This window comes from Microbacterium sp. EST19A (genome assembly GCF_019969685.1).
GTDB lineage: Bacteria > Actinomycetota > Actinomycetes > Actinomycetales > Microbacteriaceae > Microbacterium.
The window spans coordinates 1349493-1361935 of sequence record NZ_JAHXYZ010000001.1 but is presented as its reverse complement, the minus strand read 5'-3'; the positions used below and the strand labels follow the sequence as shown (position 1 = coordinate 1361935).

Genomic DNA, 12443 nt, shown 5'->3' with positions numbered 1-12443 from the left:
GAGGGCAGAACACTTGTCTACGCGGGCACAGGGGGCTGATGCTAAAATGCAGCATCGTATATGATCGGCCACAGTGGGGTGAGCCTTGATGCAGAGTCTGTCGTTCCTCGATTACCGCCATGCGGTGTCCCGTGCCGTCGTCGCGCTCGACGTGACCGCGCCCGAGCAGGATCGCTTCCGTGGCGCGATCGATGCGACCGCGGCCGGCGACATCCACGTCTTCGCGATCGACGCCGACGGACACGGCGTGCACCGCACCCCCTCACTCATCTCCCGAGCCCCGCAGCAGTACTTCAAGTTCTCTCGGATCGAGCGCGGAAGCGGCCTCATCGTGCAGGACGGCCGCGAGACCGCGCTCGGCAGCGGCGACATGGCGCTGTACGACACCGACCGTCCGTACTCTCTGCTCTTCGACGACGCGGTGCAGATGTCGGTCGTGATGTTCCCGAAGGTGCTGCTCGACATCCCGTCGGAGGACACGAGCCGGATCACCGCCACCCGTCTGAACGCCGGCGGGGCGCTGGGCGCGATGGTGGGGCCCTACCTGGGCTCGCTCGCCGAGGGCGCGCACCACCTCGACAGTCGCATCGCCCGACGGATGCTGCGGACCGCGGTCGACATGCTCAGCACCGTGCTGGAGGCGAACCTCGCCGCGACGGACGGGCCGGTGAGCGCGCACTCGGCGACGCTGACGCACATCCTCACGTACATCGACGTGCACCTGTCCGACAGCGAACTCTCGCCCTCTCAGATCGCCGCGGCGCACTACATCTCGGTGCGGCATCTTCATGCGATGTTCAGTGAACAGGGCTCGACCGTCTCGACCGTGATCCGCCGGCGTCGACTGCAGCGCTGCTATGACGCGCTCATCGACCCGTATCAGGCGCACCGCTCGATCGCCGAGATCGCGATCGCCGCCGGCTTCGTCGATGCCGCGCATTTCAGCAGGGTCTTCCGTGCACAGTACGGGGTGCCTCCACGCGCCGTGCGCGCGAGTTGATCGCGCTCCAGCCGTTGACATCCGCGAACAGGAAGGCGCTCACGGAGCGGATTCGTCTCGCGATCAGCTGATCGGGGACGGTCGCACTGGAAGGCCGGAGACAGCGACGACCGCCCGCAGTAGCGTGGACGCCGTGAGCACCCTGCCCTTCTCCTCGTCCGTGTACGAAGCCCGCCTCGAGCGGGCAGCCGCCCTTGCCGCTGATGCCGGCCTCGACGCGATAATCGTCGGTCCCGGCGCAGATCTGCAGTATCTGGTCGGGGTCGAGGGCGACACGATCGAGCGCCTCACCGCGCTGATGATCGGTCCGGGCTTCGCCCCCACGGTCGTGGTTCCGCGCATGGAGCTCGCGAAGGTGCGGTCGACCGCAGTGGGCGAACTCGGTCTCGCCGTGGCCGACTGGGTCGACGGAGAGAACCCGTACGACCTCGTCGCCGCGGCCGTCGGTTCGGTCGGCCGCGTCGGCGTCTCCGATGCGCTGCCGGCGCTGCACGTCATCCCGATCGCCGCTCGTCTCGGCGTGACCCTCGAGCTCGCCACCCCCGTGCTGCGCGAAGGACGCATGATCAAGGACGTCGCCGAGATCGCCGAACTCAGACGGGCGGGCGACGCGATCGACCGCGTACATCGCCGCGTGCCGGAGTGGCTGCGGGCCGGACGCACCGAGCGCGAGGTCGCCGCCGACATCGCCGACGCCATCGTCGCCGAGGGTCACCGAACCGTCGAGTTCGTGATCGTCGGTTCGGGCCCGAACGGCGCGGACCCGCACCATGAGGTCTCGGACCGCGTGATCGAAGACGGTGACATCGTCGTCGTCGACATCGGGGGCGCGGTGCCGAGCGGGTACAACTCGGACAGCACCCGCACCTATGCCGTCGGCGACCCCGACCCGCGCGCGGCCGAGCGGATCGCCGTGCTCGTGCGGGCGCAGCAGGCCGCCGTCGATGCGGTGCGCCCCGGCGCGACGGCATCCGACGTGGATGCCGCTGCCCGCGAGGTGCTGACCGCGGCCGACATGGGCGACGCGTTCCTGCATCGCACGGGTCACGGCATCGGCGTCTCGGTGCACGAGGAGCCGTACATCGCACCGGGGAACGACCTGGTGCTGCGCGAGGGCATGGCCTTCAGCATCGAACCCGGCATCTACTTCGCCGGCAGCTGGGGTGCGCGCATCGAGGACATCGTGGTCGTCACCGCCGACGGCGGCGAACGGCTGAACGTGGCCCCGCACGAGCTGACGGCCGTCCGCACCGACTGACGGCTCCCCACGCGGAAGAAACCGCCCTCCCGGAATGACCGGGAGGGCGGTTTCGTGGGGCCTGCGGGGGTCAGGCCTCCTGGCGCCGGCGGCGGATCACCAGGATGCTGCCGGCTGCGAGCAGCACGAGCACCAGGGCGAGGAGCGAGAGGGGGATCGCCCCGCCCGTTCCTGCGAGACCGTCGCCGTTCCCGGCTGCCGCGGTCACCTGCAGCGCACCCTGTGCGCTGAGACCGGAGTCCGCGCCCACGGCGATCAGGGTGTGCGCGCCGACCGGAGCGGAAGCGGGCACGGTCACGACGATCCGGAATGCTCCGGTCCCGTCAGCGGTGACCTGTCCGAGGCGGATCGGGTCGGAGTGCAGCGTCACGGTGACCGTCTCGCCTGCCGCGAAGCCGCGGCCGGTGATCTCCAGGCTGCCGCCCTGCACCACGCTCTTCTGTCCGAGCACGACCTCCGCGTCCAGCACCGGGGTGCCGCGCACGTCGAGCGTGAGCGGCTCGGAGTCGGAGCCGTTGTAGGCCTCCGGGTCCGACGGCACGAAGCGGGCGATGAAGGTGTGCTCGCCCGACGTGGCGATCAGCACGTCTGCGCTGGCCGTCCCGCCGGTGACCGTGGCCGAACCGACCACCGTGTCACCCTCGAGGAAGTCGACCTTGCCGGCCGCGCCCGCGGGCTTCACGGTCGCGATCAGGGCCACGGATTCGCCGGCCACCGGGTCGTCCGACCCCGCGACCAGCGCGACCGTGGTGTCCTTCGGCGTGGTGGTGTCGGCCGACACGCGGATGGATGCGCGTGCCTCGGTGTTCGAGACATCGCCGAGAGCGACGACCGGGTGGTCGCCGTCCAGCGCATCTTCGGGCACTCCGAGCTCGCCGCTGATCGCGCCGGCATCCGTGGCCTGCACGACGACCGGCTCCTCGTCGTCGATGCGGATCGAGACGTTCTCACCCGGAGCGAAGCCGGTTCCCGTGAACGCGACCGTGTCACCCGGCTGCGCCTCGGCCGGGACCACGATCTCGGGCTCGTACGCGGGCACGGGCTCCTCGACCGCGATCTGCACCGCGGCTTCGGCGGACTTCACGCCGTCGTCCGCCGTGATCGTCACCGTGAAGGTGCCGGCCGTGGCGTACGTGTGGCTCGAGGCCACGGCGCCGTCGGTGACGTCGACCTCGACGACGGGTGACCCGTCGCCCCAGTTGACGACCGCGGTGGTGTCATCCGTGCCGCCGGTGACCGTCGCGAGCGTCGCATCGAACGACTCTCCGGCGATCTGGCCGGGCACGGTGCCGGCTTCGACGACGAGCGGCGCGGTGGCCGCCCGGTCGCCGTCCGAGGCGAACGCGAACAGGTGCACGCGTCCGTCGTTCAGTTCGCCCGGCTCCGTCGGCATCGTCAGCGACTCGACCACCTTCGGGGCGCCGTCGGCGTCCACGTCGAGCGCGATCGGTGCGGTGGCGTAGATGGCCGTGTTCTTGGCACCACCCGACTCCGCGCCGGTGCCGGAGAGGCGACCCTCCGAGACGGTGAGCACGGTGTTGCTCTTGTAGGGGCTGCCCGATGCGCCGACCCAGTCGCCGAGGCTGATCGTCACCGTCTGCGTGCTGCCGTCGGTGAAGTGCAGCACGGCATCCGAGTCGCGGTTGCTCTCGGTCGCGGTTCCGATGAACGCGAGCTGCGTCGCGCCGGCGCCGAGCGAGAGCTTGACCGTCTGGCCCTCACCGGTGATGTTGTCGGGAGCACCCGCCGCCACCGCCGGAAGGTCGTACGTCAGCTCCGTGCCGGGGATCGTCAGGGTCTGACCCTGCACGAATCCGTCGGCCGCCAGCTTGTCGCGGTAGTAGCCGTGGCCCTGCGAGTCGCAGTTGGCCGCGGTCAGACCGAGGTCGCCGATGCAGACGTTGTTGAAGGCTCCGAGGAAGGTCTCGTCGCGGTAGACCACGACCGACGCGGTGGCCTGGGCCACGGCTCCGGCGGAGTCGCGCACCGTGACGACGGCCGAGTAAGTACCCGGAGCGGTGAAGGTGTGCGGGGCGCTCACCTTCCAGCCGCCGAGGTCGTCGCGCACGAGTGCCGCGTCCGCCACCTCGGTGCCGTCGCCGTAGTCGACCGTGACGGTGTAGCCGGCGGCATCCGTCTCGGTCCCGACGATCGTCGCCAGCTGGCCGGTGAACTCGGTGTCGACCGCGACGCGCTGGGCGGGGCCTGCGGCGATCGAGAGCCCGTCAGCCGCCGAGGCGGAGGCGAACAGCTCGACCTCGGACAGGGCGAGGGTCGCACTCGCACCCTGCAGCGTGAGCTTGACGCTGGTGTAGCCGTCGGCGCTCTTCGCGGTGAAGGGGCGGGTCTGCGTGTCCCAGGTGAACGACTCGGCCTCGCGGCTGTCGATCTCGTTCCACGTCGTGCCGTCCATGGAGCCTTCGAGCTTCCAGCTCGACGGGGCATCGGCCTTGGCCGCGCTCGTCAGCGTGTACTGCCCGATCGAGACCGGTCCGGACTGCGAGGTCCACACGAGCTCGGCGGAGTCGCCGGCGAACGTGACCTTCGAGTTCATGTTGTCGTCGACGAGGGATCCGACCGGCGTGCCGTCGGTCGCCGTGAGGGTGCCGCGGCCGGGCTTCGTGGCATCCACCAGCGTGGTGGGCACCTCGAGCTGCTCGCCGAGGTCCTTCGCGCCCCAGGCCGACGGGGTCTCGCTCATCGTGAAGTCGAGCGTGCCTCCCTCGCGCACCAGGTCGCCGTCGAACGTCGTCTCGGTGATCGCCTCGCCGTTGACGCTGACGCCGGCCACGTAGTCCGCGCCCTCGGATGCACCGGGAGCGTTGATCACGAGATCCTTGTCGCCGATCGAGAGCGTCGCGCTGTCGAAGAGCGGCGTGCCGATCGTGTAGTCGCCGGAGCCGACCTCGAGCGGGTAGAACCCGAGTGCCGAGAAGACGTACCAGGCCGAGAACTCGCCGTTGTCCTCATCGCCCGGGTAGCCCTGGCCGATGTCGGACCCCACGAAGAGACGGTCCTGGATGTCGCGGATCAGCTCCTGCGCCCCGGACGGGTCACCGGCCTCGGCGAGCACGTACGGGATGTGGTGCGCGATCTGGTTCGACATGCCGAGCATGCCGAGTCGCACGTCGCGGGCCTCGCGCGCCTCGTGGATGCCGGAGTAGTCGGCCTTCTCGCGGACGGTGAGGAACTCGTGCATCTCGTCGACGAGTCCCTGGCGGCCGCCGTACAGCGCCGCCAGCCCGTCGACGTCGTGCGGGGCGTGGAACCCGAAGGTCCAGGCGCTCGCCTCGGTGAAGGCGCCGCCCCAGGCCTTGCGATCGAAGTCCGCACCCGAGGTCCACGAGCCGTCGGCGTTGCGCGACGTGAACGTGCCCGCCTCGGGGTTGTACATCTCGACGTAGTGCTCGGCACGCGCCTCGAAGTAGGTCGCCTCCTCCTTCAGCTGCTCGACGCGCTCGGCCGGAGTGTTCGGGTCCTCGGAGAGGGCCTTCGCCATCTCGGCGATGCCGAAGTCGTTGATGTAGCCCTCCAGGCCCCATGATGCGCTCTCGTGCGTCGTCGCCTCGGTGTACCCGAGGAAGATCGACTGCCCGAGACCCTTGCGGCCGACGGCGTTGGATGCCGGGAGCACGGTGGCGTTCTTGACCGCCGCGTCGTAGGCCTCGAGTGCGGTGTCGGTGCTGAGCGAGCCGGCGAGGTAGGCCTCGGCGAACGCCACGTCGGAGCTCGTGCCCGTCATCAGGTCGGCGTAGCCGGGGGAGGACCAGCGGGCGATCCATCCACCGTCGCGGTACTGCTGCACGAATCCGTCGACGAGCTCTTCGGTCACGTCGGGGTACAGCAGCGAGTAGAGCGGCCAGGCCGTGCGGTACGTGTCCCAGAAGCCGTTGTTGACGTAGACCTTGCCGTCGACGATCGCCGCGTTGGTCTGCGTGTCGGTCGGTTGTCCCGTGGTCGGCGAGACCGGGCTCGCGTACTGGTAGACCGGGTCGGATGCCGTGCCCGTGTTCTCGAACTGCGAGTTCGGGTACAGGTTCAGCCGGTAGAGGCTCGAGTACAGGGTGACGAGCTGCGTGTCGCTCGCTCCCTTGACGTCGTGCACGACGCCGAGGCGCTCGTTCCACGCATCGCGGACGGCGGCGTGCGCCTGGTCGAACGAGACGCCGTCGAGCTCGAGGCCGTGGTTCGCCTTCGCCTGGTCCTGCGAGATGAACGACGACGACAGACGCAGCTCGACCGTGCGGTCGGTGGTCGTGTCGAAGGCGGCGAAGCGGGCGGTGCCGTTGCGGTCGCCGCGGGTGGTCGCGCCGGCGTTCGCGGGCTGGCGATCGAACGTGCCGTACACGTACATGCGGGTGCGTCCGGGATAGCCGGAGCCCCCGTCGACCCAGCCGGAGACGGTGTCGCCGGAGATCGTCAGCTTCGAAGAGTTCACCAGCTGGTCGATCAGCACCGAGCTCGCGTCGCCGGTGAACTCGAAGCGGTAGATCGCTCCGTGATCGGTGGCGGTGACCTCGGTGTTGATGCCGTTGTCGAACTCGACGCCGTAGATGTCGGGCCGCGCGGTCTCGTTCTCGTGGCGGAACGTGAGCTTGCGGTCGTTGAGCGACGACGTCGGGTCGGCGTTCGCGGCGGGGATCACGGCGATCTGGTTGCGGTCGCCCATCCAGATGCTCGGCTGGTGCGAGAACCCGATGCCGTTGAGGGCGGGGAGGTTCTGCGCGTTGTTCGCGCGCTGGTACTGGTAGAGCGTGCCGACGTTGTCGGCGTTCGTCATCGGCGTGATGAAGTTGAAGCCGTTCGGCCAGGCGGTCGCGGGCAGGTTGTTGCCGCGCGAGAACCCACCTGTCGAGTTCGTGCCGCGTCGGGTGTCGACATAGGAGACGAGACCGTCGGAGGTGTCGCGCTCTTCCGCCGTGCCGATCGCGACGTCGTCGAGCCAGCCGCTGAACGCGGTGGCGCCGGTCGGCACCTCGACGCCCTTGACGTCGGTGCCGGGGTGGTCGTAGCGGAACAGGATGTCGTCGACCGTGCGGCCCGCGAACTGGCCGAGGTCGACCGTCACCTTGTTCCACTGATTGGGCCACAGCACGTTCGCCTGTCCCTGCTGCCGCGCGTTCGCGCCGTAGCCGTAGGAGTCGACCGCGCCGCTGGTGGAAAGCGTCGTTCCGTCGTCGAACGTCAGGTCGACCGCGACGAAGGTGGCGGCGTAGGTCTGCTCGCCGTCGAGCACGGGGAAGACGAGGTACGAGAGCTCGCTGTCGTCCTCGACCGCGAGTTCGACGTCGTCGTAGAGCACGCTCGTCGACGACGCGGGGCCCGCGTCGAGATGGCGGCCGGTGTACTGCAGCGCCTTGGTGCCGGAGAAGCCGACGCCCGTCTTCGCGGTGTCGGAGCTGGTCGGGCCGTTCCCGATCTGCAGCATGAGGTCGGCAGGCTCGGCCGTGGCGCCGTCGACGGCGATCGGCTCCCAGCCGGCGAGCTGCACGATGTTCTTGCTCGGCGTCTTCGTGGCCAGCACGTCGAGCCGGTAGTAGAGGAACGACGCGCTGGGCGTCGCGAGCGTGAACGAGCGGGTCTCGCCGCGGCCGGTGAAGAACTCGCCCGAGCGCTCGTCGACGGTGATCCAGTCGGTGCCGTTGTTCGACCCCTGGACGCGGAAGTCCTTCGGGTCGCGGTCGGGCTCGTCATTGCCCGAGGTGAGCGTGTAGCTCGCCATCGGCTGCGCGGCCGCCAGCTGGTACTGCACCCAGGCCTTGTTGGTGAACGCGAGCCATTTCGACGCGGCGTTGCCATCCGCGACGAAGGCGGCGCCTTCGCCCGGGGCGTTCTGAGCGGATGCCGTCACCGCGGTGACTCCACCGAGCACGCTGCCGGGCACGAAGCGACTACCGGTGACGTTGACCGCTTCACCGGTGCCGGTCAGCACGGGCGCGGCATCCGCGGATTCGAACGACGATGCGAACGTCGCCGGCGCTGCGGCGGACGCCTGCATCGGCGTCAGCATCGCGGCGGTCACGGCGAGCGCGATACCGGCGGCGACCGCTGATCGGCGGGCGGGTCGTGCGGGCGTGGGGCTGGGGACCCTCATGGTTGCTCCTCGAAACTTCACTGCTCTGTGTCGTCCGTCCGCCGCTCATCGCCCTCGCGAGGCGGCTTAACGTTTATGACACCGCTGTCATATGATGAGGACGCTATCACAGCGCCGGTGATGTCCGGAAGATGCATCTCACATCCATGGCCCGCCATAATGAGCTATCCGCCGCCCCGGCGGCAGGGGGACGCATGACCACACCAGACGATCAGGCCGTCGTGCCTCGTCCGACACTCGCGCAGGTCGCGGCCCGCGCCGGCGTCAGCCTGAAGACGGCCTCGCGCGCGCTCGGCGGAGAGTCCTACGTCAGCGAGAAGACCCTCGCCAGCGTGCTCGCCGCCGCCGCCGAGCTCGACTACCAGCGCAACGCCGCCGCCAGCCTGCTCGCGAGCGGACGCCTCGCCGACTCCATCGGACTGATCACCGGGGACTTCACGAACCCGTTCTACTCCGCGCTGGCGCACGCGATCGAAGACGAGATCCGTCCGCACGGGATGCACCTCTCCGTCGCGAACTCCCGCGAATCGGCCGAGCAGGAGCAGCGGGTCGCGCACGACCTCGCCGATCGGCAGACCAAGGCCGTCATCACCGTCTCGGCGACACCCGACCACGCCGGCTATGCGCAGCTGCAGTCGCGCGGCATCCCCGTCGTCTTCGTCGACCGCCCCGCCGAGAACGTCGAAGCCGACTCGGTCGTGTTCGATAACCGCGAGGGCGGGCGCCTGGCCGCGCGGCACCTGATCGAGGCCGGACATCGTCGCATCGCCTTCATCGGAGACTACGCATGGCTGCCGACGTACCGTGAGCGTCTGGCCGGCATGGGCGACGTGCTCGACAGCACGGATGCCGACTGGCGCGACCTGCTGCGCACCGACGCGCACGACGTCACCTCGTCACGTGCGTGCATGCGCGACCTGCTCGCCCTCTCGGATCCGCCGACGGCCGTCGTCGCGGGGAACAACCGCATCCTCCTGGGCGTCATGGAGGAGATCGCGGAGGGCCCCGGGCCCGCACCGGCGGTGATCGGCTTCGACGAGCCCGAATGGGCGCAGGTGCTGGGCATCAGCGTCGTCACCGGCGACGTCGAGGCGCTCGGACGGCAGGCGGCGCGGCTCGCGGTTTCTCGGCTGAGCGACCGCACCCGCGGTTTCGAGAACGTGGTGCTGCCCATGCGGCTCATCGCCCGGCGATCCACGGCGGGCCGCGGCTAGAGTCGGACCATGGTCGAAGTGGTCGGTGAATCAGGTCCTGCGGTTCTCCTGCTCCCCGGCGGCGCGGAGGCGGTCGACGGCTTCTTCCCCGGTCTGGTCGAAGGCCTGCTCGCCGATCCCGGCTGCCGCGTGCTGCTCTACGACCGCCCGGGCAACGGTCCGTCCGACGAGCCCGACGGATTGCGCGTCGCCGCAGACTCCCTGCACGACGCGATTCTCGAGGCCGGGATCGGACCGGTCATCGCGGTGGGGCAGAGCCTGGGTGGTGCGGCCGCGCTGCTGCTGGCCGCGCAGCACCCTGACGACGTCGCCGGCCTCGTGCTGCTCGACCCGACGCCGATCAACGACCCGGACCTCGCTGCGAAGGTCGCGCGCAACGCGAGGCTCAGCGTGAAGCTGTTCGACGCGCCGGTGATCGGGAGCCTCCTCCGTGGCATGCTGCGCCGCAGCGCGAGGAAGTCGGCCGCCCGTCACGGAATGGATGCCGAGACCCGCGAGGCCATGCTCACCATCACCGACCTCGACGCGGCGAAGCTCGGCAGGGCCGTGGTGGGCATCGAAGACATCTCGCGCGATCTCGATCTGACCGGCATCCGGCACGTTCCCGCTGTCGTGGTCACCGCCGATCGCAAGCCCGGCGACAGCATCCGGCGCGCCCACGAGAACCTCGCGACCGCCCTCGGTGCGACGCTCGTGAGCTGGCCGCGGGCCGAGCACGCGGTGCACCTCACGCATCCCGTCGAGGTGCTCGAGGAATGCCGGAAACTCGCGCGGACCGTAGCCTCCGACTGAACGGCCCCGTTTCTCGCCGCCCCTTCCGGAGGACTTGTGCACTTCGGAAGGACGGATGCCGCGCAGACATCCTTCTGAAGCGCACATGCCCTTCCGGACCGCGCACCGCGTCACACGAGAGCGGCGGCCTGCCGCACCTCCTGCTCGCGCAGCGCGCGCTCGACCGCATCGACATCGCGCACCGCACCACGGTCCGCCGAGGTTGCCATCGCCGCATACGCCCGCAGCGCCGGCGTGACGGGCCGCACCCGATCCTTCGCCCGGTAGCCGCCTTCTTCGAGCAGCACCGCACGGCGCCGTTCGAGCTCGGACTCGTCGACGCGGAGAACCATCGAGCGCGACGGGATGTCGATGTCGATGATGTCGCCGTCCTGCACGAGCGCGATCACCCCGCCCGCGGCCGCCTCGGGTGAGACGTGGCCGATGGACAGACCGGACGTGCCACCGGAGAAGCGCCCGTCGGTGATCAGCGCGCACACCTTGCCCAGGCCGCGTCCCTTGAGGAACGAGGTCGGGTGCAGCATCTCCTGCATTCCGGGTCCGCCCTTCGGACCCTCGTACCGGATCACGACCACGTCGCCCGGCTGCACCTTCTTGCCGAGGATCTTCGCGACCGCTTCCTCCTGTGACTCGCAGACGACGGCGGGGCCGGAGAACACCAGGATCGAGGGGTCGACGCCGGCCGTCTTGACGACCGCTCCGTCGACCGCGAGGTTGCCGCGCAGCACCGCGAGACCGCCGTCGACCGAGTAGGCATGCTCGACGTCGCGGATGCAGCCGGTCGCGGCATCCTCATCGAGAGCGGCCCAGCGCTCCGACTGCGAGAACGCGCTCGACGACCGCACGCCGCCGGGCGCCGCGTACCAGAGCTCGCGCGCGGCATCCGTCGCCTTCCCGCCGCGGATGTCCCAGTCGTCGAGCCAGCTCGCGAACGACGTCGAGTGGATGGTCGAGACGTTCTCGTCGAGCAGTCCGCCGCGGCGCAGCTCGCCGAGCACGGCGGGGATGCCGCCAGCGCGGTGCACGTCCTCCATGTAGTACATGCGGCCGTAGGCCGGGTTCGGCGCGATCTTCGCCAGGCACGGCACCCGACGCGAGACGGCGTCGATCTCGTCGAGACCGAAATCGATGCCGGCTTCGTGCGCGGCGGCGAGCAGGTGCAGGATCGTGTTGGTCGAACCGCCCATCGCGATGTCGAGGGCCATGGCGTTCTCGAAGGCGGCGAAGCTCGCGACCTCGCGGGGGAGCACCGAGGAGTCGTCCTCGTCGTAGAAGCGATGGGTGATCTCGACCGCCACCTCGCCGGCGCGCTCGTACAGTGCGCGGCGGGCGGTGTGCGTCGCGAGGACCGAGCCGTTGCCGGGGAGCGCGAGGCCGAGCGCCTCGACGAGGCAGTTCATCGAGTTCGCGGTGAACATGCCGGAGCACGAGCCGCAGGTCGGGCAGGCGTTCTCCTCGATGCGCTTCATGTCGGCATCCGACACCGTGTCGTTCGCCGCTTCGGAGATCGCATCGACCAGGTCGAGCGTGCGCACGGAGCCGTCGACCAGCGTCGCCCGCCCCGCCTCCATCGGACCGCCCGAGACGAACACGGTCGGGATGTTCAGGCGCAGCGCCGCCATCAGCATGCCCGGCGTGATCTTGTCGCAGTTCGAGATGCAGACGAGGGCGTCCGCCTGATGCGCGTTGACCATGTACTCGACCGAGTCGGCGATCAGGTCCCGCGACGGCAGCGAGTACAGCATCCCGCCGTGGCCCATCGCGATGCCGTCGTCGACCGCGATCGTGTTGAACTCGCGGGGGATGCCGCCGGCGGCGGAGATCGCATCGGAGACGATGCGTCCGACGGGCTGCAGGTGCGTGTGGCCGGGGACGAACTCGGTGAAGCTGTTCGCGACGGCGATCATCGGCTTGCCGAAGTCGGCGGCGTCGACACCGGCGGCGCGGAAGAGGGCACGGGCGCCGGCGGCGTTGCGGCCATGCGTGACGGTGCGGGAGCGAAGAGGGGTGGGCATGATTCCACTCTCGCCGGGGCGGACGGATGCCGGAAGACGGCGCTGACACTAGTAGTGGGAGCACTAGGTT

The 12443-nt window shown here is 69.8% G+C and carries 6 protein-coding genes; 4 read left to right on the top strand and 2 right to left on the bottom strand.

The window, feature by feature from the left end; all coding sequences use genetic code 11:
- Window positions 1-88 precede the first annotated feature (88 nt).
- Both LC452_RS06670 and LC452_RS06665 read left to right on the top strand, forming a co-directional pair.
- On the top strand, window positions 89-1000 hold the full coding sequence (locus LC452_RS06670; RefSeq protein ID WP_223624706.1) for a helix-turn-helix domain-containing protein: 912 nt from the start codon (window positions 89-91) through the stop codon (window positions 998-1000).
- A 133-nt stretch (window positions 1001-1133) separates the two neighbouring features.
- The gene (locus tag LC452_RS06665) at window positions 1134-2258 is read left to right on the top strand and encodes a Xaa-Pro peptidase family protein (RefSeq protein ID WP_223623457.1); all 1125 of its coding nucleotides are present in this window, start codon (window positions 1134-1136) and stop codon (window positions 2256-2258) included.
- 70 nt (window positions 2259-2328) lie between these two features.
- On the opposite strand, the gene LC452_RS06660 is transcribed toward LC452_RS06665, so the two are convergent.
- Entirely contained in the window at window positions 2329-8352 is a 6024-nt protein-coding gene (locus LC452_RS06660) for a GH92 family glycosyl hydrolase (RefSeq protein WP_223623455.1), read from the bottom strand.
- Window positions 8353-8546: 194 nt separating this feature from the next.
- On the opposite strand from LC452_RS06660, the gene LC452_RS06655 reads away from it, so the two are divergent.
- Both LC452_RS06655 and LC452_RS06650 read left to right on the top strand, forming a co-directional pair.
- Window positions 8547-9566: a LacI family DNA-binding transcriptional regulator gene (locus tag LC452_RS06655; RefSeq protein WP_223623453.1), complete on the top strand. Its 1020-nt coding sequence runs from the start codon at window positions 8547-8549 to the stop codon at window positions 9564-9566.
- Between the two features lie 9 nt (window positions 9567-9575).
- Window positions 9576-10358: an alpha/beta fold hydrolase gene (locus LC452_RS06650; protein WP_223623451.1), complete on the top strand. Its 783-nt coding sequence runs from the start codon at window positions 9576-9578 to the stop codon at window positions 10356-10358.
- A gap of 110 nt (window positions 10359-10468) precedes the next feature.
- Here LC452_RS06650 and ilvD read toward each other — a convergent pair whose 3' ends face one another.
- Complete coding sequence (gene ilvD, locus LC452_RS06645) at window positions 10469-12373, bottom strand: dihydroxy-acid dehydratase (protein WP_223623449.1); 1905 nt, start codon at window positions 12371-12373, stop codon at window positions 10469-10471.
- Window positions 12374-12443: the final 70 nt, after the last annotated feature.

What these genes read in the sequence shown, in the direction of transcription:
- LC452_RS06660 (WP_223623455.1), bottom strand. Translation starts at nt 8,352, where the DNA reads ATGAGGGTCCCCAGCCCCACGCCCGCACGACCCGCCCGCCGATCAGCG.
- ilvD (WP_223623449.1), bottom strand. Translation starts at nt 12,373, where the DNA reads ATGCCCACCCCTCTTCGCTCCCGCACCGTCACGCATGGCCGCAACGCC.
- LC452_RS06670 (WP_223624706.1), top strand. Translation starts at nt 89, where the DNA reads ATGCAGAGTCTGTCGTTCCTCGATTACCGCCATGCGGTGTCCCGTGCC.
- LC452_RS06655 (WP_223623453.1), top strand. Translation starts at nt 8,547, where the DNA reads ATGACCACACCAGACGATCAGGCCGTCGTGCCTCGTCCGACACTCGCG.
- LC452_RS06650 (WP_223623451.1), top strand. Translation starts at nt 9,576, where the DNA reads ATGGTCGAAGTGGTCGGTGAATCAGGTCCTGCGGTTCTCCTGCTCCCC.